General features: G+C 60.0%; 23 protein-coding genes and 1 tRNA gene. 12 read left to right on the plus strand and 12 right to left on the minus strand.

Going from position 1 to position 24,834, the window contains the following annotated elements; translation table 11 throughout:
* Positions 1–76 precede the first annotated feature (76 nt).
* Positions 77–2,353: a carboxypeptidase-like regulatory domain-containing protein gene (locus NMA52_RS06630; RefSeq protein WP_254826869.1), complete on the minus strand. Its 2,277-nt coding sequence runs from the start codon at positions 2,351–2,353 to the stop codon at positions 77–79.
* 1 nt (position 2,354) lies between these two features.
* Positions 2,355–2,918 (minus strand): type 1 periplasmic binding fold superfamily protein, encoded by a 564-nt coding sequence (locus tag NMA52_RS06635; protein ID WP_254826870.1) that lies wholly within the window; start codon positions 2,916–2,918, stop codon positions 2,355–2,357.
* 76 nt (positions 2,919–2,994) lie between these two features.
* Between NMA52_RS06635 and NMA52_RS06640 the strand changes: the two genes are divergently transcribed.
* Complete coding sequence (locus NMA52_RS06640) at positions 2,995–3,417, plus strand: Fur family transcriptional regulator (protein ID WP_254826871.1); 423 nt, start codon at positions 2,995–2,997, stop codon at positions 3,415–3,417.
* Between the two features lie 15 nt (positions 3,418–3,432).
* Here NMA52_RS06640 and NMA52_RS06645 read toward each other — a convergent pair whose 3' ends face one another.
* Positions 3,433–4,449, minus strand: coding sequence for a serine hydrolase (locus NMA52_RS06645; protein WP_254826872.1), 1,017 nt, complete (start codon positions 4,447–4,449; stop codon positions 3,433–3,435).
* A 268-nt stretch (positions 4,450–4,717) separates the two neighbouring features.
* On the minus strand, positions 4,718–6,304 hold the full coding sequence (locus NMA52_RS06650; protein ID WP_254826873.1) for a peptide chain release factor 3: 1,587 nt from the start codon (positions 6,302–6,304) through the stop codon (positions 4,718–4,720).
* Between the two features lie 35 nt (positions 6,305–6,339).
* On the opposite strand from NMA52_RS06650, the gene NMA52_RS06655 reads away from it, so the two are divergent.
* Positions 6,340–6,415: transfer RNA gene (locus tag NMA52_RS06655), tRNA-Thr, on the plus strand.
* A gap of 66 nt (positions 6,416–6,481) precedes the next feature.
* On the opposite strand, the gene NMA52_RS06660 is transcribed toward NMA52_RS06655, so the two are convergent.
* The 4 genes from NMA52_RS06660 to NMA52_RS06675 all read right to left on the minus strand — a co-directional run bounded on the left by NMA52_RS06660 (position 6,482) and on the right by NMA52_RS06675 (position 8,559).
* On the minus strand, positions 6,482–6,862 hold the full coding sequence (locus NMA52_RS06660; protein ID WP_254826874.1) for a hypothetical protein: 381 nt from the start codon (positions 6,860–6,862) through the stop codon (positions 6,482–6,484).
* A 19-nt stretch (positions 6,863–6,881) separates the two neighbouring features.
* Positions 6,882–8,063, minus strand: a complete 1,182-nt coding sequence (locus tag NMA52_RS06665) for a hypothetical protein (RefSeq protein ID WP_254826875.1) — start codon at positions 8,061–8,063, stop codon at positions 6,882–6,884.
* 24 nt (positions 8,064–8,087) lie between these two features.
* Positions 8,088–8,312 (minus strand): hypothetical protein, encoded by a 225-nt coding sequence (locus NMA52_RS06670; RefSeq protein WP_254826876.1) that lies wholly within the window; start codon positions 8,310–8,312, stop codon positions 8,088–8,090.
* An 82-nt stretch (positions 8,313–8,394) separates the two neighbouring features.
* The gene (locus NMA52_RS06675) at positions 8,395–8,559 is read right to left on the minus strand and encodes a DUF1328 family protein (RefSeq protein ID WP_254826877.1); all 165 of its coding nucleotides are present in this window, start codon (positions 8,557–8,559) and stop codon (positions 8,395–8,397) included.
* Between the two features lie 158 nt (positions 8,560–8,717).
* Here NMA52_RS06675 and NMA52_RS06680 point away from each other — a divergent pair, with 158 nt between their 5' ends.
* From NMA52_RS06680 to NMA52_RS06695, 4 genes are read left to right on the plus strand one after another with little or no spacing between them, the layout of a single operon-like run.
* A complete protein-coding gene (locus tag NMA52_RS06680) occupies positions 8,718–9,311 on the plus strand; it encodes a hypothetical protein (protein ID WP_254826878.1) in 594 nt (197 codons plus the stop codon).
* 13 nt (positions 9,312–9,324) lie between these two features.
* Positions 9,325–9,582 (plus strand): hypothetical protein, encoded by a 258-nt coding sequence (locus NMA52_RS06685; protein WP_254826879.1) that lies wholly within the window; start codon positions 9,325–9,327, stop codon positions 9,580–9,582.
* A gap of 13 nt (positions 9,583–9,595) precedes the next feature.
* Complete coding sequence (locus tag NMA52_RS06690) at positions 9,596–10,246, plus strand: TIGR02117 family protein (protein ID WP_254826880.1); 651 nt, start codon at positions 9,596–9,598, stop codon at positions 10,244–10,246.
* A 42-nt stretch (positions 10,247–10,288) separates the two neighbouring features.
* Positions 10,289–12,715, plus strand: coding sequence for a S9 family peptidase (locus NMA52_RS06695; protein ID WP_254826881.1), 2,427 nt, complete (start codon positions 10,289–10,291; stop codon positions 12,713–12,715).
* A 6-nt stretch (positions 12,716–12,721) separates the two neighbouring features.
* Here NMA52_RS06695 and NMA52_RS06700 read toward each other — a convergent pair whose 3' ends face one another.
* Together NMA52_RS06700 and NMA52_RS06705 are read right to left on the minus strand one after the other, a co-directional pair.
* Entirely contained in the window at positions 12,722–14,539 is a 1,818-nt protein-coding gene (locus NMA52_RS06700; RefSeq protein WP_254826882.1) for a M61 family metallopeptidase, read from the minus strand.
* 36 nt (positions 14,540–14,575) lie between these two features.
* On the minus strand, positions 14,576–16,402 hold the full coding sequence (locus NMA52_RS06705) for a S8 family serine peptidase (RefSeq protein WP_254826883.1): 1,827 nt from the start codon (positions 16,400–16,402) through the stop codon (positions 14,576–14,578).
* 168 nt (positions 16,403–16,570) lie between these two features.
* Here NMA52_RS06705 and NMA52_RS06710 point away from each other — a divergent pair, with 168 nt between their 5' ends.
* Genes NMA52_RS06710 through NMA52_RS06720 form a run of 3 tightly spaced genes read left to right on the plus strand, consistent with a single transcriptional unit; the run spans position 16,571 to position 20,262 of the window.
* Positions 16,571–17,122, plus strand: a complete 552-nt coding sequence (locus NMA52_RS06710; RefSeq protein ID WP_254826884.1) for an RNA polymerase sigma factor — start codon at positions 16,571–16,573, stop codon at positions 17,120–17,122.
* A 2-nt stretch (positions 17,123–17,124) separates the two neighbouring features.
* Positions 17,125–18,612, plus strand: coding sequence for a hypothetical protein (locus NMA52_RS06715; RefSeq protein ID WP_254826885.1), 1,488 nt, complete (start codon positions 17,125–17,127; stop codon positions 18,610–18,612).
* A gap of 57 nt (positions 18,613–18,669) precedes the next feature.
* Complete coding sequence (locus NMA52_RS06720; protein ID WP_254826886.1) at positions 18,670–20,262, plus strand: M28 family peptidase; 1,593 nt, start codon at positions 18,670–18,672, stop codon at positions 20,260–20,262.
* 13 nt (positions 20,263–20,275) lie between these two features.
* Here the strand turns inward: NMA52_RS06720 and NMA52_RS06725 are convergent, their stop codons facing one another.
* Positions 20,276–21,565, minus strand: coding sequence for a Pycsar system effector family protein (locus tag NMA52_RS06725; protein ID WP_254826887.1), 1,290 nt, complete (start codon positions 21,563–21,565; stop codon positions 20,276–20,278).
* Between the two features lie 106 nt (positions 21,566–21,671).
* Here NMA52_RS06725 and NMA52_RS06730 point away from each other — a divergent pair, with 106 nt between their 5' ends.
* The 3 genes from NMA52_RS06730 to NMA52_RS06740 are packed head-to-tail and all read left to right on the plus strand — an operon-like array spanning position 21,672 to position 23,714.
* Positions 21,672–22,082 carry a YkvA family protein gene (locus NMA52_RS06730; RefSeq protein WP_254826888.1) on the plus strand — a complete coding sequence of 137 codons (411 nt, stop codon included), beginning with the start codon at positions 21,672–21,674 and terminating at the stop codon, positions 22,080–22,082.
* 60 nt (positions 22,083–22,142) lie between these two features.
* Positions 22,143–22,664 carry a hypothetical protein gene (locus NMA52_RS06735; protein ID WP_254826889.1) on the plus strand — a complete coding sequence of 174 codons (522 nt, stop codon included), beginning with the start codon at positions 22,143–22,145 and terminating at the stop codon, positions 22,662–22,664.
* Between the two features lie 12 nt (positions 22,665–22,676).
* Complete coding sequence (locus NMA52_RS06740; RefSeq protein ID WP_254826890.1) at positions 22,677–23,714, plus strand: hypothetical protein; 1,038 nt, start codon at positions 22,677–22,679, stop codon at positions 23,712–23,714.
* A 12-nt stretch (positions 23,715–23,726) separates the two neighbouring features.
* On the opposite strand, the gene NMA52_RS06745 is transcribed toward NMA52_RS06740, so the two are convergent.
* Positions 23,727–24,773, minus strand: a complete 1,047-nt coding sequence (locus NMA52_RS06745) for a trypsin-like peptidase domain-containing protein (protein WP_254826891.1) — start codon at positions 24,771–24,773, stop codon at positions 23,727–23,729.
* Between the last annotated feature and the right edge of the window lie 61 nt (positions 24,774–24,834).

The raw sequence follows: 24,834 nt of genomic DNA on the forward strand, positions 1-24,834 counted from the left end.
AATTTTATTTCTTCGTTTTACTCCGCCAGATGGATAGAGCTCAATCAGTCCGCAAAAGTACGCCTTATTATTCAGCTTACCAACTGTAGGCCAGGCGAAAATTCAGGCTACGCCCCGGTGCGTCCGCAAAGTACCGCTGACGGTCGAGGTAGTCGCGGTAAGTTTGGTTGAGCACGTTTTCCACCTCGAGCACCAGGTCCAGTCGTCGGTCACCGAATGTAAGTTGCCGGGAGAGGCTGGCGTCCACCAGCGCGTAGGCGGGGGGCGGAGGTAGCAAATCCCGAGCTTCGTCCACGTTTCCGCGCCGCCCGACCACCAATCCGGAAAGGCTCAGGTTCAGCCCGTGGGGCAGCGGATAAGTAAGCACCGTCCGCCAGTTGACGGGAGGTACGTACAGCAGGCCGGTCGCGTCGGTGAGGTTCCAGCCGCGGATCATCGCTAACCGGCTATCGATCTCCAGTGGGCCCAGCTGGGCGAACACGTTCAGCTTCGCGCCGATGAGCTCGGCATCGACTCCACGGTAGCGGAACACCGGGAAGGCGCCCCGCAGGGTCAGCCGCAGTTCTTCCTGCGGCTCCAGATTGATGTAATCGCCGATGCGTTGGTAAAAGCCGCCGACTCCCAAAGTCAGCTTGCCGTTCGCTCCGGAATAGTGCATGCCGGCGGACAGCTTAGCGCTGCGCTCCGGTACCAGGGAACTATCCCCCTCCTCGATACCGCTGACGCCCTGGTGCAGGCCCTGGCTGTACAGCTCGTTGATCTGGGGCGGGCGCTCCCGGTAGGTAAATTCAAAATCGGCCCGGAACTGCTGGCTCAGTTTGACGCTGGCTCCCGCGGCCCCGCCCAGCGCATTGTAGTTGTGGTGGTAGCGTAGGATGCGTCGGGGAAGATCGCGACTGATGGTGACCGGAGCGTAGTACTGGCGATCAAGTCGCAGGCCCACGTGGTAGCGAAGCGCTCCAATCTGGCGCCGGAAAGTACCGTACAGGGCAGCCCGGCGCGCGTCATAGTCGGGGATGAGTGGCAGAATTCCGGTGCCGGGTTGGTTGTGGTTGTTGACGTATTCCAGCTGAATGCCGGCTTCCACTTGTGCTCCTTCGGAAAGCTCACGGCGGTAAGTCCCCTGGAGGTAATGCGTCAGTTGTAACAACTGCAGGGCCGCCCGATCATCGTCTCCCCGGCGGACGTCGTACTCCTTACGGTCGTCCAACTGACCACCGTACACAACGGTGAGGCGCTCCTGCTCGGAAGGCTGATATTCCAGCTCTCCCTTGAGCAAATGATGGCTGACCGTCTGCCGGGGGGAAGCAATACCGTACGAAAATGCATCCTCGGTGAAGAAGGGCTCGGAGCGTCCGATGGCGTCTTCCAGATCACTCAGGTTGCCGATGTGGGAGCCCCGCAGTACGCCGACCTCCGCGTTGAACATACTGTAATACGCGCGGGCGGTAAGCTTGGGGTGCAAGTACTTGGCAAGCTGCAGGGCCAGATTCCCTTCCCGTCTTCCCGTATTCGTGAGGTAATAATCGGGCGTATGCTGGTCGCCCGCGTACTTCAGACTTCCGCTGAGGCGGTAAGCCACGAAGGCGGAATCCGTAAGGCGAGCGTTCAGGGTATGCCCCCGTCCGTTGGAACGGTAACCGTAGGCCACCTTACCCCCCGACCGTGTGCGGGGCGTGAGCTCAGCAGGCTCGATCAGGACCGTCGGACCCAGCGTACTACCACCGTAGCGCAATGCGTCCGCCCCCTCTACCACGCGAACGTAAGCCGCGACCCAGGGATCGATCTCCGGAGCGTGATCGTTGCCCCACTGCTGGCCGGACTGCGCCACGTCGTTGTTCTGAATGCTGAGCCGATTGCCGAACAGGCCGTCGAAAATGGGCTTGGCCGCCGCCGTACCGGTGCGCAGGGTGCTTACGCCGTTGATCGACTCCAGTACGTCGCTCAGTTGGCGGTCTGACTGCCGGTCGAGCCGTTCCTCGTACCCGGTGGCGCCTGCGGTAGAGATAACGGTGACGGTCTGGGTATAGTGATCGTGGTGGTGGAGGTACACTTCCAGCAAAGTATCCGAACGGAAATCAAAGCTTACCTCCTCGGGATCGCAACCGACGTGGCTGAACCGGAGCGTGAGCGGGCCGGGACACAGTTGAGTGACGGCGAACCGCCCCGTTTCGTCCGCCTGAATTCCCCTCCCCTGTTCGACGATGTAGACACTGGCAAAGGACATTTCCTCGATGCCGTGCGCGTCCCTGATCCGCCCGCTGACCTGCCCATTGCAAGTCTGGGCGGGGACGCGGGAGCTAAGTAGAATCAGCGAAGCAAACAGACCGGCCGCCAGCGAAAAGTATCGCATGCTAGTTGCCAATGGAGACGGGGAAGCTGATCTCGATGTCAGTTTCGCCGCCCGCGGAGGCCGGCGTGGAGATGCCTACACCGGCAGCCGCTTTATTCGGTTCGTGGCGGAGAATGATGACCAGATTACCGCTGGAGAAGCTGCCGGCGCGCAGTTCCGTCCGCAGACCGACGGGGTCGCCGTTGCCGTCGGAATCCAGGTAGGTGAGCTGAACGTCCAGACCGGGGTCAGGGACGAAGAAGAACTGGTGATCCGCGGCCTCATCCTCGATTTCCGTAGTGATGTCTACCGGTGGCGTGCTGGCGCTGTTGAGCACCTGTATCCGTCCCTCGTAGGTGGTGCCTGCGCTGAGGTTGCCGCTTACAATCTGGGTGGGGGCGGTTCCGCCGTCGCCGTCGGGATCCGAAAAGGATAAAACCACCGCATCCCCTCCTCCAACCGGGCTCAGCGTATACGTGACATCCGTGATCACCTCCTCCTCGTTGATGAGGATGGGGTCGTCGTCGCTGCCACAGGCAGCGATCAATAACAGAGAAATTACTACGAAGGCAAAATACTTGGTCATTGGAGCGAAATTTGTTAACCCAATCAAAGGTAGCCAGCATATCGTTATTGCGACAAATTTGCATTAACTTTATTCCATGTCCCGCCGTAACACCGCCTCGAAGTCCGCCGTACTACATCTCATCCAGCAAAGCGATTGCGCGCTTAGCCAGGAGATGGTGGCCGATCGCCTGCGCACCGACATCAATCGATCGACCATATACCGGATACTGAACCGCTTCGTGGAGGACGGACTGGTCCACCGCGTCGTCGGCGAGGACGGCCGCCAGTACTTTGCCCGTTGCTCCGGCTGCACCCCCGAGGTGCATCGCCACGATCATCCGCACTTTCACTGTACGGCCTGCGAGCGGGTCGAGTGCCTGAGTGAACCCGTCAACATTAGTATTCCGGCCGGTTACCGGGCCCAGTTTCTGAACGTGACCGTGTCCGGCCTCTGCGGCGACTGCAGCTCCGATCACGAAAAAGCCCCTTCCGCCGGGGGGCGAAAGGGGCTTTCCTAGCGGCAGGGTTACTGCTTAGCTGTGGCGGGCCAGGCGATCCATGACGGCGCCCAGGTCACGAATGATCTGCTCGCCGGCGGGGTCTTCTACGAGGGCGGTCATAATGTAGTTCCGCCGGGGACCCTGCACGAGTGCGCAATCGGCGTGGTAGACGCTCCAGGAGCCGGACTTGCGGTACACCTTGGCATCGGGGGCTACCCGATCAAGGGTGTTCACAAATTTGTGGTGCAGCTCGGGGTCAACGAGGTATTCCATCATTTTGGCGCTGCTCTTTTCGGAGACGAGTTGACCGTTGGCCAAGAGGTAGAAGTAGCGGCAGATCTGGTCGGTCGTGGCGGCATGACTGATGCCCTTCATGGGGTCGGGGTACCGGCGGCCACCGGCGGCGTAGCGCTTGCCCACCCACAGGCCACCACCGAAGCTGGGATCGTAGAGCTTGTGCTTAGGATCACGCATGGTGCGCTCGATGTGCTCGAAGGTGACGCGATCGATCATGCGGGTAGTGGCGGCGTTGTTGGACTTCGCGATCATGAGCCGCATATCGCTCTTTACTTCGGCCGTTTCCTTTAGTTCGCCCCGCTCGATGGCGTCGTGCGCCGCGGCCAGCACCGCGATCTTGGGCAGGCTGGCGGCGTACATCATGTTGCGACCGTTCAGGGTAGCGAAGCGGGGGTTGTTCTCGTCGGACATATCCACGAGACCTACGGACAATTTTTTATTCCGGTAGAGTTTTGCCCAGACGGGGTTGGCCATGATTACGGCCTTCAGCTCGGACTCGAAAGATTTGTCTTCGAAATCGCGCAGCCGGAAGGCGGGCGCGGCGGCTGCGGCAACGGGAGCCTCGACGGGCTCATCAACATTGGCGGGGGTTGTTACTTTTTCCCGGCCTTCCGTCTCCAGATTGACGGGAACGAAAAAGGCGGAGGCGGTGGTGAATTCTCCGTTAACGTAACGGGAGATATCGAACTCGGAGCTACTGGTAAATAGAGCGGCGGCTACCGAAAGGAGGAGAAAAAAAGACTTCTTTAGCATAAGTAGAAAGCGTGCTCGTGATGAGATTAGACCATCCGCGAGGAAGATCAAAAAAGGGGCTAAAGTCTCGTGTTGGTTTCTGGAAGGTCGCGCTCGTAAGCCCGGCGACGGGGCAAAATCCGGTAACTCCCGTAGGAGCGTTTGGCTAAATACAATACAAATATAGACAAGGTTGGCCGGTAAGTACGCGGAAATAGCGTCCAAACCCCGTTTAACAGAATCTTAACGGCGGTGATTTCGCCCTTCGTATGCGCCGAACGGAAAAATATCAGTGCTCCGAAGTCAGGTGAAATTCGATCTCGGGGTGGTTGTCCCGGGCCATCTGGAGGGTCCAGGCGCTGTCGGCGAGGTACACCAACCGGTCTTCCTTATCCACGGCGATCTGCTGCCGGCGGCGTTCGCGGAAGGCACGCAGCGCTTCTTCGTCGGTGGAGGTGACCCAGAGAGCCTTGTAGAGGTTGACCGGCTCGTAGAGTACAGTCGCTCCGTACTCGTGCTCCAGCCGGTACTGGATCACGTCGAACTGCAGGGCACCGACCGTACCGATGATCTGGGCGTTGTCGACCTCCCGGGTAAAGAGTTGGGCCACGCCCTCATCCATCAGCTGATCGATCCCCTTGGCCAATTGCTTAGACTTTAAGGGGTCGCCGTTGATGACCCGCCGGAACTGTTCGGGGCTGAAGCTCGGAATACCCTTAAAGTGAAGTTCCTCTCCTTCCGTCAGCGTATCACCGATCTTGAAATTACCCGAATCGTACAGGCCCACCACGTCGCCGGCGTAAGCCTGGTCGATCACTTCCTTACGGTCGGCCATAAAGCTGGTCGGGTTGGCGAATTTGAGCTTCCGCCCCTGACGGACGTGCAAATAATTCGTGTTCCGCTCGAAGGTGCCGGAGCAAATACGCAAGAAGGCAATGCGGTCCCGGTGCCGGGGGTCCATGTTGGCGTGGATCTTGAATACAAAACCGGCAAACTGATCCTCATCGGGTGATACCTGCCGTTCTTCCGTCGGACGGGGCAGGGGTGCGGGAGCAATGCGGACGAAGCAGTCCAGCAATTCCTTCACGCCGAAGTTATTGACCGCGGATCCGAAGAAGACGGGGCTCACGTCGCCCCGGAGGTAGGTGTCCCGGTTAAACTTGGGATACACGCCACGGATCATCTCGATTTCTTCCCGCAGTTCCTCGGCCGCGTCGATGCCGATAAGTTTTTCCAGTTCCGGATCTTCCAGGTCGGTAAACTCGATCGTCTCTTCCGGCCTCCCCTGCTTATTGTCCGGTCGGAAGAGTACGATGCGCTCTTCGAACAGATTGTAGACGCCCTGGAAACGGTCGCCCATACCGATGGGCCAGCTGAGGGGTACGACCTTGAGCAGCAGCTTCTGTTCGACTTCGTCCAGCAGATCGAAGGCTTCCTTGCCCGGCCGGTCCATTTTGTTGATGAAGACGATCACGGGGGTGCGCCGCATCCGGCAAACCTCGACCAGCTTTTCGGTCTGCTCTTCCACGCCCTTCGCGACATCGATCACGACGATCACGCTGTCTACGGCCGTCAGGGTACGGTAAGTGTCTTCCGCGAAATCCTTGTGCCCGGGAGTATCGAGAATGTTAATTTTCTTCTCGGCGTAGTCGAAGGCCATTACCGAGGTTGCCACCGAGATTCCCCGTTGGCGTTCGATCTCCATGAAGTCGGAAGTCGTGCTTTTCTTGATCTTATTGCTCTTCACCGCCCCGGCTTCCTGGATGGCTCCCCCGAAGAGCAGCAGCTTTTCCGTAAGCGTAGTTTTGCCGGCATCCGGGTGGGCTACAATGCCGAAGGTGCGTCGGCGCGCAATTTCTGAAGTTTGCTTGGTCATATTCGGCCGCAAAGATATATCTTTGCCGGCCAAATGCCATCCTAGCTCAGTTGGTAGAGCAATTCATTCGTAATGAATAGGTCGTCGGTTCGAGTCCGATGGATGGCTCCAAAAGCAAGTGAGGCTTCCTACCCCGGGGTAGGAAGCCTCACTTGCTTTACTAAAGTCCGCTGCGGATTACTGCCGCTGCTTCTGCTGATCGCCGGGCGTAACGCCGCCTTCTACTTGGTTCCTCGGATTGGTCGTGGAGGTAGAGAAGGCCGCTTCGTACTCGTTGTCCGTGTACTTCGGATCTACGAGGGTATCGCGGGCGATCCGGAGGGAATCGGCACGGTTGGCGTAGTTGGTCGTCCGGGTGGTAATGGAACTGCGGGCGGATTGCTCTTCGTAGCTGATCTTTCCGTCGTTGTCCTGGTCGTTGTCTTCGTAATCGGGTTCGGTTTCGATCACCTCGTTGGCGTCGATCTCTCCTTCCCGTTCATCGGCGGCGGAGGAACAGGCGTAGAAGCTAAAGTTACCCAGCAGGAGGAGCAGGGAAAACGTGACTGCGATTTTCATAGCGTAAACTTTAGGGGGGTTAGGAGTTGCTGTTCGTATCGCCGGCGGCGTAACGGTAAATTGCGCACATGCCGGATGAGTCGTCGGGAAGTTCTACGGAGGGCACGTTATATACCCGGGCACCGGACTGAAAGGCACGGACCGCCGCGAGATTAAACAACTCGGTAGCATTCTTGTCCTCGTCCGTCATCACCTTAATTCCATTGGTATCGGGCAGATACTCTCCGTAGGCGTAGCGGTTACGGTCGAGCCAGAGCGCGGCGATCCGGCCATTGACGGCGGCGGGCACGATCTGATCTAATTCGGGTCCGGCTTCCCGGCGAGCGAGATTGTCACCGTAGAGCCGGCGATCGCGTTCTACCTGTTGACCGAAGTATTCGCGGACGACGGACCATGCTTTTTCGTGAATCATGCCGATGGACTCTTCCTCGAGATTGCCGGCTACGAAACCGTCCTTGTACAGGTGGGCGTAGCTATTCGCTTCCTGGTAGATGGGAATAAGTTCTTCCACGCCACCGAGGACCAGGGGCGCCTTTTCGTCGCAGAGGTAATCGCTGATGCCCTTATCGACCCGGTCTAGATAGGCTTTGACTTCCTCCACGTCGTTGTGCTGTTCGCCGCCGCGACTGAAGTAAGCCTGATTGTTGCCACCCCGGGCACCCTCCGGCGCGCCGGCGCGTGAGCGGCCGTTCTCCACCGAATCCTGCATCAGGGCGGCTTCCATATTGACGGGCACCAGACCCGTCAGATCAACCTCGCTGATGGTATACCGGGTAGCGGTATACAGTTTTACCGCCCCCTTACTCAGGGCGAGTAAGTGGAAGCGCGCGTCGCTGCTGACCACGGGTATGAGGGGTCGGAGGTAATACTCCGGAGCCACGTAAACCATCGGTTCGAAGTCGATGGGCAGGGTGTGGTATTCGAAGTGGTCCGGTCCGATAAATACGGCCAGGCCATCACTAAGGGTATTCCAAAAATCGGCGTTTCCCTCCAACTGGTGCCCCTTTTCCAAAAACTGATTGGCCTGGTCTTCGCGCAAGCCGTAGCGATGCTGCAGCTTTTCCCGCGCCTGTTTCAGCGCGTTCTTGAGGCGGAGGCGGTCTTCCTTTCGGTTTCCGACCCGGTAGGTAGGTAAGTAGATGCTGACGAGATAGGTGTCGGTGGTCGCGGCCAGCGTGTTGAATATATTCTGATCGATCATGATAATGCGTTTTAGTGCGCGGGGTCAGGCACGACGGCGCCCCTTCAACACTACGAAAACGATCAGCAACAGGAAAATTAGGGCGGCAATGATCACGAGACCGTTGTCGGCGAAGAAGCTGTCCCCGGCAGGGGTATCGACGGTGGAAGAACTGTAGGGACTTTCTCCTTCCGCCTGGGCCAGCAGGCCACTGACGGGTACCAGAAAGGTAGCGAGAAGGTTAAACAGGCGTTGGGTTGTGCGTGCCATACAATGGGTTAGAGATGAAGTGAAAGGCCGCGCACGGGAGCTTCCCGAACGCGGCCTTATTATGCTGAATTGACTAGTAATCCTAGGCCCGGTTGAACAACCTGGCGACCAGGCTAATCACGAGCAGGACCAGGAAGATGTAGAACAGTATCTGGGCGATACCGGCTGCCGCACCACCAATACCTCCGAATCCGAGCAGGCCGGCTACAATGGCGATGACGAAGAAGATAAGGGCGTAACGTAACATAATGTTGGTATTTGGTTAATAGTGAATTGAAGAGTAAGCTGACAATCAACTCGTTGCCGTCATCCTTCGCTGATTATAACCGAAAGGCAATAATCGATGTTCGTTGGGGCGAAAATTTTCGTCCCCAACTTCCGTCCGCAACTTCCGTTCCACCGGGTATGCCGCCCAACGAACACACCCTAGTTTTTCAGAATGTAGAGCATGAGCAGTTGCGGCAATGGTTCGCCGAAACGCTCCGCCAGTATCCCGAACTGCTCGGCCGCCCCATCTACCTGCGGCGCATCGCCATGCGGTACAGCACCATGCGTGCCCAACCGGTCATCAACTGGCAGTTCTTTCGCCGCAAGTACCGTCACTACCGGGTCGACTTCAGCAACCACGTCGAGGTCACCGCCCACGTGCGGGTTCGGGAACTGCCCCGAGAGGTGGTCGTCGGCTGGTTTGCCCACGAGCTGGGACATATCGTCGACTACCTCGAACGCCCCTGGCGGGGCATGATCGCCTTCGGCCTGGGATACGCCCTGTGGTCGCGCTATATGCGGGAAGCCGAGCGCCGGGCGGACACCATCGCCGTGGATCACGGCTTCGGCAGTGAAATCATTGCCACCAAGCACTACCTCATGAAGCACGCTACCCTACCCCACCACTACAAGAAGAGACTCAGAAAGTATTACCTCTCCGCCGACGAAATCGAGGCGCTCATCACGGCCTACGAGGAAAGGGGAGAGATGCCCGATATCGTCGATATTTAATCCCCCCCTTCCCATGTCAGCACATAATATTGACCTGCAGTACCGCCTCTGGCGGACCAAGGCCCCTCTCGGTTTGGTCCTGACCGGACTGGGTGCCAGCCTGATCAGTGACGCCGGCACGAAGAAAGCAGCCGGTGCCCCCACCCCCCGGTGGGTACTCGCCGGCACCATCGCGCTCGCCGTATTCAACAGCGGACTCAGCATTCTGGCCGATGCCAGCAAACACCGTGCGCACTACGAAAGGCTACGCGACCAGCCGAACACTCCCTAAAATTTATCCCGCTTTGCGCATTCTATCCCTGCTGGGCAAACTGCTCCTCTACCTGCTCGGCATCCTTCTGCTGTACGTCGTCCTCGCGGTCGTGCTCTCCCTCATTCCTACCCGCCCGGACCCCGTAGCCGGCGCCGCGGACCGGGAAATCCACATCTCCAGCAACGGTGTCCACACGGATTTTATACTGCCAACCGAATTCGTTCCCCCGGCCCTGCTGGATCAATTCGGCTACCTGGCCGACTACCCCTACCTCGCCTTCGGCTGGGGAGACAAGGGGTTTTACCTCGACACCCCGACCTGGGCGGAACTTAAAGTCTCCACGGCGGTGCGGGCCATGCTGTTGCCCAGTCCGACCGCCATGCACGTGACTGGCTACAATCATATCGGCGCCGAGTGGGCCAGCCTGAGGCTGACGGGAACCCAATTGGACATTCTCAATAACCATATCGCCGAAAGCTTCCGCCTGTCGGATACCGGTACTATTCGTCACATTGATGCCGGGGGGTACGGACCGAACGACGAATTCTACGAAGCGGTAGGATCGTATAATGCGCTATACACCTGCAACAACTGGGTCAACGCGGGACTCAAAAAGATGCAGGTGCGCACCGCCCTGTGGGCCCCCTCCGAATGGGGGATCATGCGCTGGCTGCCCCATTGATCCGGGAGACTTATCTTTAAAATTTTCCGCAAAAACCCACCGATGCGCACCCTAACTCTTTGCCTTACCCTCCTATTTTGCTCCTGCGTCCGCGCCCAAATCAAACTGGACTACCAGGAACCGCCGCAGGAAATTCTGGATTTGGTGGACGTACCCCTCGCCCCCACCGTACTGATGGATCACGAACGGGAGCGCATGCTGCTGCTGTACCGCAGTGCCTATAAGAGCATTGCCGAGTTGTCGGAAACCGAATTAAGGCTGGGAGGCCTGCGGATCGATCCGGTCACCAATATCGGCAGCCGCACGAACTACTACAATGATCTGAAGGTCCGTGACGTAGCCGCCGGTCCGGGCTCCGAACGTTCCCTGACGGGGATGCCGGACAACGCTCGCCTCGCCAACATCACCTGGTCGCCCGACCAGTCCATGGTCGCCCTCACCAACACCACCGACCGGGGCGTGGAAATCTGGCTGGCCGATCTAGCCACCGCGGAAATGCGCCGCCTGACCGAGGCCACGGTGAACGCGAACCTGCGTGACGTGATCAACTGGCAAAAAGACGGCCGCTCCATGATCGTGAAGATGCTGCCCCCCGACCGTCAGCCGCTTATCGACGTCGGCACGGCCGTTCCCACGGGACCGACCATTTCGGTGGCCGACGGCAAGAAGGCCCAGAACCGCACGTACCAGGATCTGCTGAGCAACCCCAACGATGAATTCAACTTCGAACAACTGGCCCGCGCGAGCCTGAATACGGTGTCCGTAACCGGGGGGGTGACCGAATTCCTGCCCCCCGCCATGTATGACCGGGTAAGTTTCAGTCCTGACGGCTCCTACGTACTGGTCGAAACGATCGACCGACCCTTCTCCTACCTGGTACCCTACTACCGTTTCCCCTCCACCACCACGATTTACACCAGTAAGGGAGCCCGGGTGCAGACCGTAGCGGAAATGCCCCTGGTGGAAGATCTGCCGAAGGGTTTCATGGCCACGACGACCGGTCGCCGCAGCGTAGGTTGGCGCGCGGACCGCCGGGCTACCCTTACGTACGTCGAAGCACTGGACGGCGGTGATCCGGCAAACGAGGCGGACTACCGGGACGAGGTGTTTCAGCTGGAAGCGCCCTTCGGCGGCGAAGGTCGGAGCCTACTCAAGTTAATCAACCGCTATGCCGGCATCGAATGGGGAACCGACCGTACGGCTATTGCCTACGACCGCTGGTGGGATACCCGCAACCAGAAAGTTTACGTATTCGACCCCTCGGACACGGAGGCGGACGCGCGCATTCTTTACGACCGGAATTACCAGGACCGGTACAGCGACCCTGGTGACTTCGTCACTACCCGGGACGCCCGTGGAAGCGAAGTGCTCGCGCTGGAGGGAAACAGTGCCTTCCTGATCGGGGACGGCTTTACCGCCGAGGGGCAGTTCCCCTTCCTGCACCGGATCGATCTGAACACCGCCGAAACGGTCGCCCTGTACACCTCCACCTATACCGATCGACTGGAAAACCTCCTGGACTACGACCCGGCTTCCCAACGTCTGCTCACCCGGCTGGAATCGCCGGTAGATTACCCCAACTACTATTTCCGGGATCTTGCCAACGACCGGATGAGCCAGGTGACCGCCTTCACCAACCCCTTTAAGAGCCTGCAGGACGTGCACAAGGAAGTGATCACTTACCAACGTGCCGACGGACTGGAGCTGTCCGCGACTCTTTATCTGCCCGTCGGTTACGATACCGTCCGCAAGGAAAAGATGCCCATGATCCTGTGGGCCTACCCCCGCGAGTTCAAGGATAAGGCGAGTGCCGCGCAGTCGACCTCCAACCCCAACGAATTCACGTACCCCTACTACGGCTCTCCGGTGTACTGGGTGGCCCGGGGCTACGTGGTGGTGGACGATGCCGCCTTCCCGATCGTCGGGGAAGGAGCCGAGGAGCCTAACGATTCCTTCCGCGAGCAGCTCGTGGACAACGCCCGCGCGGCCATCGACGCGGTAGATGCCCTGGGATACATCGATCGCGACCGCGTCGCCGTAGGCGGACACAGCTACGGGGCCTTCATGGTCGCCAACCTGCTATCGCACAGCGATCTGTTCGCGGCCGGCATCGCCCGCAGCGGCGCCTACAACCGCACCCTTACCCCCTTCGGGTTTCAGAGTGAACAGCGCAGTTACTGGGAAGCACCCGAAGTGTATAACGGCATGTCACCCTTCATGCACGCCGACAAAATGAAGACACCCCTACTGCTGATCCACGGCGAGGCGGACAATAATTCCGGCACCTACCCCCTGCAGAGCGATCGCTACTTCAATGCCCTGAAGGGACTCGGTGCGACGGTGCGCCTGGTGATGCTGCCGAAGGAAAGTCACGGCTACCGGGCGAAGGAGAGCATCCTGCACCTACTGTGGGAACAGGATCGGTGGTTGGAGGAGCACGTCAAGAATCGCGAAACCATGCGGCGTTAAAGGATTTTAGTGACCGATCCAGTCGCGGAGCCGTGCCGCGGTGGATTCCGTAGCATCCTGTCGTAGCTCGGACACATAAGTCGGGTCGGTAGCGGCGGTGAATCGTCCCGCTTTGTCCTGCCCCAGCTGCCGGTAACCGATGGTGTACGTCTGGCCTATTTTCAATTCCCCGACGGCGGCGTTCCAGTCGCGGATCGTCGTGATGGGTTTTCCGCTGAGTGATTGGATGACGCTACCGCGGTCCAGGCCGGCGTCAAATAAGGGGTTCGTTTCGAAGACCGGCCCACTTACTTCGGGGCCTTCTCCGCCGTCCTGCAGACGAAGCGCGAAGAACCCTGCGCTGTCCGGTCGGGCCGGTCGCAGTTCGATGCCGTAGGGGGCGAGCAACTCACGGTAGTTCGCCAACTGACTGTCGTAGATGTGGGCGGCGAACCAGCCGGCCGCGAAACTGCTGTCCTGGCTCACCTCCTCCAGGGCCATCTGAATATCGCGGACGTGATACGGAATTTCCGGCACGCCGTAACGCCGCCACATCAACCGCATCAGTTCGTCAAGGGTATGGCCACGTTGCCGCAGTTCCAGATCCAGGCCCAGTGCCAGCACGGTTCCGTAGGTGTAATAACTGATGTAGGTGTTATCGAAATTGGTGGGATCGTTGGCCGTCGCGGCATCCACGAAGGGCGCCTGCCGGCTCATTTCAATGGGGTTGCGGTACCGGCGACCGGGCCGGTGTTCGACGTAGTTGAGCGGACCGGCCATACGGGCGGCGAAGTCCGCCGGGGACAGGATGCCCGCACGCGCCAGGGCCAGATCGTCATAGTAACTCGTGAAGCCTTCCGCGAACCAGAGCTCATCGCTCATATTGACGTGGTCGAAGGCGAAAGGCTCCAGGTGGGCCGGCCGGATACGTTCGACGTTCCAGCTGTGAAAGAATTCATGACTCACCGTTCCGATCAGGCGCTCTTCATTCCCGGCTAAATCTACCGGGGCGGAGCAAACGGTGGAATTGCGGTGTTCCATGCCGTCGCCCCCGATCCACGCATTGTAGGCGCACAGGAAAACGTAACGCCCGTAGTCGAAGGCCGGCAATGTACCGAAGACCTGCTGTTGCGCGAGTACGGTGCGGCGGATCCAGTCGACGTAGGCACCGAAGGTTTCCCGGCTCCCTTCGTGGATCATGGCGACTTCAATGGTATCCACCCGTTCGCCGCTTGCCACCGTGAACTCGTCGCGCATCATGCGGCCGACCATGGTGGGGGAATCGTAGAAGTAGTAGTAGTTCGGAGCGGCAAACCGACGTTGGCCGAGGGGAACGAGTTGGGTGGCGACTTCCCATTCGGTCCGCTGATCCTCCGCGATGCGCAGCATGACCGGCCGGTCGTTGAGCCCATCACCATAGGGAAAGCTGGCCGGCATGTTGAGGTGAAGTTTGCGGTCGTCGATCCCGGAGTAGGTACCGTCACCACCGTTGGCGAAGAGAGTATAGGTGAAGTTTACCCGCCCGTCGTGGCCGGTCACCGCCCAGGTGGTGGGATCCATCCGGTCGACCTGCAGGGGCTTATCCCCCGACCGGGCCGATACGGCGTACACGTTCTTGGCAAAATTGTGCTGAGCGTAGCGTCCGGGGCTGGACTGGGGCATACGAACCAGGAACACCCCCGTCGGTACCGCGGGAAAGGTGACCGTAATGCTGAGTTCATGTTGCTGCACCAGTGCCAGATCGAGATCATAAACGATAGTTCCGGGATGGTCGGCCACCCACGCTAGCTGGGCATTGAGCGAGGAAATCAGCAGGAAAGCGAGTGCGAAGAAGAGGTGGCGCATGGGTAGGTCGGGGTGATTGCGGCCCAATATAGCGCATCACCCCGCCGTTGCCAGCTTGCGTAAGAAGGGCTGGTATCCGGCAGATCGCAACCGGCCGGCATGTTCCCTGGCCGCATCCGCCGTAGCAAAATCACCTACGACAACGCGGTATACTAATCCCGTATGCGTATTCGCCTCCTGCAGCAGTACCGGCAGACCGAATTCCGCCATCAGCTTCGTACGCAGGGCAGCGGCTCCCGTGCGGTCGCGGAGGGCACTGACCTGCAGGCCAAATGCGCTCGGGGTAGTAGGCCGATCGTGGAAGGGGGGCGGGGGCGCGGGAGCCGGGGAAGTACCGCGAGAGCGCAGGGCTTCGGCTACCGCCCGGTCCGCGTTTACCCGACCGTAGCCGAAGCGCATGCTGTAGCCCCGGGCGTCGTAATCGCCGGGGGTACCGATCTTATCCGCGGTCCGCTCCAGAATATCCTTGACCTGCCGGCTGGTGAGTTCGGGGTTGGCCGAGAGCATGAGCGCGCAGATGCCCGCCACGAGGGGGGTCGCGCTGGACGTGCCGCCGAAGTGTTTGTGGTGGGGGCCCCGGTCGCGGCCGTCGACGTAGTACCGTTCGCTAAGTGGTACGCCCGTCATCCCCGGATCCCAACTGGCCCGTGCGGCCAGCACGGGCCAACCTCCGTCGCTGGGGGCGACCACCGTAATGCCGCTGCCCCGGTTGGAATAGGCGGCGTGGGTATCGTTGCTGGTGGAGGCGCCTACGGCAATCACGCCGGGCAGGCGGGCGTAGTAATTGATGAGCTCCCTGCCCTCGTTGCCCACCGCGAACACCACCACGCAACCCCGACCGCCGCGACCCGTCGTAAGGGCCGCCGTGATCGCGCGCTCGTGGAGGGGTCCGGGCCGGTAGCGGGCCTCCACCGTACCCCAGGAGCAGGAGATAATGTCGGCACCCCGGTCGATGCAGTGCTGGAACATGCGTTCGGTATACCGTACGGAATACGTGAGTCCGTGGAGGGGCATCAGCCGCGCATTCGGAGCGGCACCGACGATGCCGGTTCCGTTGGCTGCCCCCAGCGCGATGCTGGCGCAGGGAGTGCCGTGGGTGCCGGCGGCCGGGCCGGTGGGCAGCCTCGACTCGTTCGCGGTGACGTTTAACGCGGCCGTGGCCTTGCCCGCCAGGTCGGGGTGGTCGAGGTCGAAGCCTTTGTCGATCACCGCGATGGTCAGGCTGGTTGATCCGAGATCGTTCAATCGTTCCCAGGCGGCGCGGACCCGGGCGTCCGCGCCGGGCTTCAGGGGGAAGTGGGGTACGCCCGGAACGCTCCCCCCGTTGTCGAGGTGCCACTCCTCGGGAAACAGCCCGTCGCGGGGTTCAGAGAAGTACTGGTCGAGGGGAATGTCGAGATCCGGAATGGCCGAGGCGATCGCCGGCAGCGACTGCAGGTCCGCGGCTACCCGCAGCGGATTGCGGCTACGGCGGGAGACCGCGAGCACGAAAGTACCGTCTTCCCGCTGCTCCTCTACCTCCAGGTTTAACCGACGGAAGATGAGCCGGGCCGCTTCCGGGTCCGTCTCCGGTGCCGGGGTACAGTAGATCAGGCCCGTGGGTACCACGGGTCGGTTATCGTTTTCGGCAAAGTAGACGTGCGTACCGACCCGCACATCCTCGTGCGTCCGAACCGCATCGAGGGCTTCGTCGACGTCGCGCTCCGGATCGAGGGTGACCACCTCAAAGCCGCCGAGGTCCGGTATGACGGCCTCCCGCACTTCCGGGGGGGCGGCTTTACCGCTGATCTTCAGGCCGACCAGGGCGGGGCTTTTATGCAGCGTGAGACGACCGGCGGGGGAATTGACGTGGATGGAGGCCATGGTTTAAGGTAGTTAAAATGCCGTTGTTGCGGCGGGCGCGACTAATTTAGGACCGGTTGGCAGCACATTCTTTCCCGAAACCGTTTACCTTACGGTTATGCCGTGGAAGCGGTCGGTACTGCCGCTGGGCACTGCCTGTCCGCATCGGTTTAACCCGTAGAAATCAGTATGGACTATACGATATGTCTGGAAAATGATGAAGAACGCTTCGTAGCCGCGCTGCGACGGGGTGATCGGGAGGCGCAACGCGTGTTGTACGAAACGCATTTCAGCCCCCTGATGGCTATTTGTCAGCGGTATACGGGTAGTGAAGACGAGGCCATGGACCTGCTTCACGAGTCCTTCATCAAGATCTTTGGCAAAATCGGACGGTACGAAAGTGGTACGGCACTGCTGGCCTGGATGCGGCGCATCACGGTCAATACGGCCATCGACTACTACCGGAGAACCGTAAGACGACGTACCGAGGACCTGGAACGCGCCTACCACGTGAGCAGCGACGTACCGGACGTGATCGCCCAGTGTTCCGCTCAGGAAATTCTGGCGGCCGTCCAGCAGCTACCGCCCACTTACCGCACGATTTTCAACCTCTACGTTATCGAAGGTTATAGCCATAAGGAGATTGCCGATCAACTGAATATTACCGATTCCACCTCACGTTCCAACCTGGTCAAAGCGAGAAACAAACTACAAAAATCGCTTACCGCACCGGGCCGCTAGTAATGAAAGAAACACACCCTCTCGACGAACTGATCCGCCAGCGGATTGAAAGCTTGCCGCCGCCACCGGCCCGGGGCTGGGACACCCTAGTCGAAAAGCTCGACGCTCCTACCCCTTCCGACCTGTCCGTAGCCGATAAACTAGCTACCCTGCAACCCGTCGCCCCAACGGGCAGCTGGGACGCCTTCGAGGCCAAGCTGTCCGCCGCCGAAGCCCGGGTGGATGAACTGGTCGCCACCAGTCTTCAGCAGACCGCGCCGGCCGCCCCCTCCGGCTGGGCCCTACTGGCCGCGCGGCTCGAGCTCATCGGCCAGCGGCGGGAAATGGTGTTTTGCCTGAAAGTTTCGGAAGCCGCCCTCTTACTCAGCGCCCTATTGGTGTTCCTTCGTCTGGGGGATCTGCCCACCCTACGTCCCCAGGCCGCAAACGAAGTGGAAGTGCCGACGGCGGCATTCCCCATCAGCCTGGCATCCCCTCCGACTTCGCCCCCCGGTTTAGTTCTTGACTCCCCTTCGGCGCTCCCCCCCGAGGTGCCCCCGACCCCGGCGGCCGCGGTGTCCGCTGCTTCGGTAGTTGCTCCCCTACCCGTCCGGGTACCCACGCCCCGGGCCCAGGCCACCCGTTTCCGCACCGTTCGGACGGTAGAGCGCACGGGGTTGCTGCCGCGCCAATCCTACACCATTTCCCTGCTGCCCCAGGACGTGCAGCCCGCCCTGAGTCTGCCCCGCCTGCAACCGGTCGAGGCCATTCAGTACTACCTGAATGTATTCGCCTCCCCCATCGACTTCAATCAGGTCGTTACCCTCGAAAACCCTTCGCTGGGTATTCAGCCGCAGTCCAATCTGTCCACCGGACATAGCGCGGGCATCCTGGTCGACATCGTTCAGGGCGCCAACGGTCTGCAGACCGGCCTCATTTACGGCTTCCGGTCCTACGTACCGGCGGAGATCCTCAGCCTGGAGAACGTTCACAACCAACGCGAGGAAGAAGACCGTATTCGCTTCGGCCGGCTGACGTACAGTACGGTATCTATTCCCCTGATCTACGAACGCGAACTCCACGCGACGGACAAGTGGCGGCTAAATGCCGGATTAGGCATGGCCATGAACGTGATCCTATCCTCCGAATTTAAACTCGGGGATGGCTTCACCATGGACGACCTGGATCGGCAGATCCGTGAGTTCCGCGAGCAGCGCCGCATTGCCGGCAACATCCCCTACGAGGGCCGGGAGCGTGGAACCAACAAGATCCTCACCCCCGAATCCGGGTATCTGGAGGGCGGGTCGCTCCTCGACAACAGCAGCCTGTACCTGAGCGGAAATGTTCGCGTGGAGCGCTTACTCACCGATCACTGGAGCCTCTACTTCTCGCCTACCGTAACCCGCCTGATCACGGTGAGAAACGACGACGGAGGTAAGGGCCCCCTGGAAGACCGCATCCACAATACCATGCTTCGCCTGGGCACCCGCATTCGGCTGACCGACAAATAGGGCTTAACGTTACCTTAGCGGTTCAACCACTCCTAGTCCCGGCTACGTTAACCGCCCATGAACCGTATTTCCGCTTTGGCGCTCTGCCTCCTGTTGAGCGCCCTTCCCCTGACCGCCCAGCGTGCTCCCCTGCCTACGACCGACGAGGAGGCGCGGGAACTGGCCGCCACCATCACCCCCGCCGACCTTCGCCGTCACCTGACGATCCTGTCGGCCGACGATATGGAGGGCCGGGAAACCGGCGAACCCGGACAAAAGAAAGCGGCCGCCTACTTACGCTCACAACTGGAAGCGCTGGGCTTTCCGGCCATCGGGGAAGAAGATGGATACTTCCAGACCATCAAATTCAGTCGCCAGAAGTGGGAAGAGATCAGCCTGACCCTACACGGAAAGGAGCTTCGCCATTTATGGGAGTTTTACGCGGCACCTAGTCGGAACGACAGCCGGGAAGCGGTACGGATCGGTGAAATCACCTTCCTGGGCTACGGAATCGACGACGAAGGCTACAGCGACTACCGCGACCGGGATGTCAGCGGTAAAACCATCCTCATCTTCGCCGGCGAACCCCGTGATCGGAACGGTAGATTTATCCTTACCGGGACGAAGGACCCGTCGACGTGGAGCCTGGATAACGCGCGAAAACTGCAACTCGCCCGCGAACGGGGAGTCGAAACCGTCCTCATTATTGACCCCGCCTTCAAGCAGAACGTCCAGGAGGTACGCAAGGAAACCCTCGACGGGAGAATGCGCATGGCGGAGCGGACCGAGGCCGAGCGGCGCGAAGCCAACCACGTCTACATCACCCCGACCCTGGCGCGCGAGCTCCTCGGAGACGATTACCGTAAGGTGATCAAAGCGCGCAAGAAGATTGAAAAATCGGGGCGATCCCGCCCGGTGACGGTGGCTACCGATATGGTACTGACCCAGCGCAAGGCGGTGACCGAGCTGATCGGCGAGAATGTACTGGGCTTCCTGGAGGGTACCGATTCCGTGCTGAAACGGGAGATCCTGGTCGTCAGTGCCCACTACGATCACATCGGACGGCGCGGTGACGCGATCTTCAACGGGGCCGATGATAACGGATCGGGCACGAGCACGGTCCTGGAGATCGCCGAAGCATTCGTACAGGCGAAACGGGAGGGTAAAGGACCGCGCCGCAGCGTACTATTTCTCTGGGTCAGCGGAGAGGAAAAAGGATTATTAGGCTCGGAGTACTACGCCACCCACCCCGTCTTCCCCCTGGAGCAGACCATTGCCGACATCAACGTCGACATGGTGGGACGAGTCGACCCCAAGCACGCCGGAAATCCCTATTACATCTACGTCATCGGCAGCGATCGACTCAGTTCCGAAATGCACCGCATCAACGAGACCGTGAACCGCGATTTTACCCAGCTCGAGCTGGACTATACCTATAATGCCGAAGACGATCCCAACCGCTACTACTACCGGTCGGATCACTACAACTTCGCGCGCAACGGCATCCCGAGTATCTTCTTCTTCAACGGCAGCCATGCCGATTACCACCGGGACACGGACACGATCGAAAAGATCAACTTCGAAAAGATGGCCCGCATCGGACACCTGGTGTTCTACAATGCCTGGCAACTCGCTAACCAGGACAAGCGTATCGAGGTCGACGTGAAGTAAGGCGGCCCGGCACCTAAAATCCGAAAAACGAACTGCCGACCCGCACTTCCGTCTGCTGGTTGTAGTAGACGGACGCCGCCACGAAAGACAGCACGGCCAGGATAATGCCGAACAGAAAGACGTTATAGCAGATGCGCAGGTAGGTGTACTTCTTGGCCAGTACCACGCCGAGGTAGTAAAGATCCCGGGTCATGGTAGAGTACAGAAAATCCTCATCGCGGATCATCTCCATCATGCCGTAGTGGAAGTCGTCGAGTTCCATATTATAGAAGTTGCCGAAGAAGAGCAAATTGCTGCGCTTGGCCTTAATGTCTTCCAGGCTGACTTTCCCCTCCGTCACCTTCGGCCGGGTGGCCTGAATGGCGTAGAACAGCGACAGTAAGCATACGCCGACCAGGATGATCGTAGGGGCGGTGAGGTGAGGATTGGAATCGAGTTTCGGAAACAGGTTGGCCGCCGAAATGCTCAGGATGATCGCATTCACGGAGAGCATGATGTTGGCTTTGTTGTCCGCGATGCTGCTGAGATTGACGTGGGTGCGGTAGGTGGCCCGGTACATGGTTTCCACGCCGCGGCCGGGTCGTAGCTCCTTGCGCTTGCCCGCCTTCTCGCCCTTGTTCTTTCTGATTTGCTTCTTCTGCTGTTTGGTCCGCTCGAGCTCCTCGAGGGTGGTCGGGGTCTGGTCGGGATAGAGGGCTTTTTTACGTTTGTAGAGTTGACGTACATGCTTTTCCTTCCGCTCCCCGAAAAGTTCGCGCGCCGCCTCCGTGTGGTATTCGTGATCGACCATGAAGGCGAGTTCGAAGTCGATCCACTCCTGGTCGGACATGACCGCGTTGCGGGTGAGGGCGAACTCCTGACGCACGCGCCCGCAGCGGTCCCAGTAGCTGGTATCCCCCAGGTGACTCAGATCGGCATCCGCCACGATCTCCTCCAGGAAGGTGTGGGGTTGCTGCGGCATGCGGGTGGCCATGATGGCTCCGCGCACTTCCTCGATCAGGGCGTCATCCGTCACCCCCCGCTCCCGCAAAAACCCTTCGGCGTGATCGGCGCTGCGGCGCTCGTGCTCCGCCCACCCCTCGGCGTAGCCCGTGTCGTGGAACCACGCCGCGATTCGGATGATCAGCAGCTCCCGCGGGGTCAGTTCGTAGTGGGTCGCCAGCTCGCCGGCCGCCTCCACGACGGCACAGGTGTGCTGAAAGTTGTGGTAGACGAACTTAGGGTCGATATTGTCCTTGATGTACTGCTCGACGTGGGCTTTCACTTCGGGCAACAGATCGGCCGGTACGGTTACTGTATCCATTGGGTAAATATAAGGGCAGGGTTCGCGCTTTCGCTTCCCGGCCGGGGAGGGGACGTTAACCCAGGCGACCCCTCGTGCGTTTCCGTACTAAATCACGGCTTCCACCATGAAATACCAATCCTACCGTCGCTACTTCAGTCCGCTGCGATTCTGGACCAAGATTGCCGGGTTTGCCCGCACGGCGGGAACCAAGACCGTCTACACCGCCCTGCTGTTGTACTACGCCTACGAGCGGGAGGAGACGCCGGGATGGGCGAAGAAGATCGTACTGGGCGCACTCGGCTACCTCGTCATGCCCCTGGATGCCGTTCCTGACCTCACCCCCATCCTTGGGTACACCGACGACGTCACGGTGCTCGGCGCCGGGCTGATGACCATCGCCGCCTACATCAATAAAGACGTGCGGGACCGTGCCCGGACCACCCTTACCCGCTGGCTCCCCGACCCGCGGGAAGACGATATTCGTGACGTCGACGCCCGGCTCGCCAATCACACCGCCCCCGGACCGGACCGGTAGGTAGCCGCTCGGTCCCGCCCGGGGTCCTTACATTTGTTCCTTGCATAAACTCCCCCCCCCATGTCCGGTACCAACAACCGATTTGCCAATGCCCTGATGAAGGCCCTGGAGAAGCGAAATCTCGAAGGCTTCGACTACCTTGAATTCAAACAGTCCGTGGGCCGGCTCACCGACATCGGTATGGACCTGGATACGGCCATCAATTCCGCCTTCATCACCGGCTCCTCGGTCGGGCTGACGAAGGAGAAGCTCATCAAGACGGCCGGATACTACGCCGAGGTACTGCAGGACGAAAAATCCCAGTTCATGCGCAGCCTGGAGAAGCACCTGGTCGACAACGTCGAGGGCAAGGCCAAGCAGACCGGCGAATTGAAGAAGAAGATCGCGAACTGGGAAACGAAGATTGAGCAGTTGCGTCAGCAGGTCGAGGCGGCACGCGAGCAAATCGAGGCGGCCGACGCCCAGATCCAGGCCGCCCGTACCAAGGCGGAGGAAAACCAGCAAGGCTTCGAGGAGGCCCTGGAGGTGATCACGCAAACCATCAACCAGGATCTGGCCGATATCCGTCGCGTAATACCCTAAGCCCCCCAACTAATGATGCCACCGGCAAGCAGTAACAAATCCTTCTGGCAACGCCCCGAAGGTGTGACGGGCCTCATCTTTCTCGTTGCCCTCCTGGCCGGTGCCGGCCTGCTGGTCACTACCTTTTCGGGCGTCATCTTACCCTTTTTGTCCACCACGATCGGCATCGTGGTCGCCGGCCTGGTGTTGCTCGCCGTCGTATTCGCCATTGCCGATCCCCGCACCCGGACGCTGCTGGCCTACATGTACAAAAGCGCGATGCGGCGGGTGACCGGCCTGTTTGTCAACATCGATCCCATCGGCATCCTGCAGTCCTACGTGGAAGAACTGGAACGCAATCTGCAGGACATGCGCAAACAGATCGGAAAGATCCGGGGACAGATGCGGCACCTCACGACGCTCATGGAGACCAACGAGGCGGAGAGTCAGAAACAACTGAAACTGGCGGCGCTGGCGAAGGAGAAGGGTAAGAACCAACAAATGATCCTGAGCAGCCGTCGGGCCGCCCGACTGCGGGAGAGCAACCAGAAATACCAGGTACTGCTGACCAAGATGGAGGTGCTCAACCGCGTGCTCAACCGCATGCACCAGAATAGCGAGGTGCTTCTCGAAGACACCCGCGATCAGGTAGATCTACGCATTCAGGAACGCAAAGCCATCCGGGCCAGTCACGGCGCCATGAAGTCCGCCATTAGCGTGATCAACGGTAATCCGGACCAACGCGCCATGTTCGATCAGGCCATGGAAGCCATCACCGAGGACGTGGCCAATAAGGTCGGTGAAATGGAACGTATGATGGAACTGAGTAACAATTTCATGGCCAGCGTCGACCTGCAGAACGGAGTATTCGCCGATGAGGGACTGCGCATGCTCGAGGAATGGGAGCAGAAGAGCGAACTGCTCCTGAGCGAAGGCCACATCAAGTTTGACCTCGACGATCGCCCCTCGGCCCGAGCCGAAGAGCAGCTGGATCTGGATGAGCTCAATCGGGAACGTCCGAAACCCCAGCAGAGAAGCGACGGTACGGGTTACGATCAGTTCTTCAACTGATCGCCGCCGCATTTACCAGCCGGCCCCGAATTCCTCCACCAGCACGTTATCGTAGGCATCCGCCTGCTCGAACAGCCGTTCAAACCTCGGCAATGCGGTGTCCACCGAGAGGTAGCGGTCGTAGATCAACAACGACAAAATGATGTCCCGCCCGTAGGTGGAAAAAGTCAGTTGCCGCAGTCGGGCGTTCTCCCGGAGCAGGTAGGCAAATAGCTCCGGCCCCGCGTCGGTGGGTACCTTACAGAGGTAGGCATCGCCCGTTACCAGCCCGCTGTCCTCGTGGTAAGCCAGCTGAATGGTGGCGCTCCCCCGCCGGATATTCCACAAATTCGGGCCCCGCCGGGCGAGCCGCGGATCGTGCCCTCCCGCCGTGATGATCTGTTCGATGGTTGCATTGACCCCGGTGGGTTGCGGATCGTGTACCAGCGAGGGCAGCGTGAGCCCCGCTCCGCAGTTCGGACAGCGGTCCTGGAGGCGGTGGCCGGCTTCGAAGGTGATAGTCCGGCAATCAAAGCAGCGGGCGGCGGGTACCCCCCCCCCCGCGCGGAAAGCATCCAGAATTTCCTCCAGGGTTGTTACGGGTAAGCACAAGGTCCGGGGGGGAAGCTCCGGTAGGTCCATCATATTTACCCCGACCAAACGTCCTCCGGCATCCATCAGCGGGCCGCCCCCGTAGGTAAACTCGCCGCGGGCGTCATGCAACAGATAGCGAATCCCGTTGCGGTTGTGGTCGGTATCCGTTACCGTGCCGGTTTCCGACTGCAGGTCTCCGCCGAAGTGTAGTCCGATGGCGGTGACCGGGTCCCCCAGGGTAACTGCTCCTCCGAGCGGAAGTGGATCCGGGCGGTGTGCGCGCTCAAGGTGGAGGAAGGCCAGATCGTAATGGGCGTCGAGATACACGACCCGCACCAGTTGCTCCTCCATGCCGGGGGCCCCGACCACCACCGAGGCCGTATCGCGGACGACGTGCTCGTTGGTGACGATCAGATCGTACTGGGGCAGGTAAATACCGGTGCCCGTACTGTAAGGAGTTGCTACCTGAATGACGTAGCGAAACATCGCGTAGTGGGTTTATGGAGGGAAAGGTACAACGCTCATCACCGGCATCCTTTGCATATTT

The organism is Lewinella sp. JB7, from assembly GCF_024297185.1.
Lineage (GTDB): Bacteria > Bacteroidota > Bacteroidia > Chitinophagales > Saprospiraceae > Neolewinella.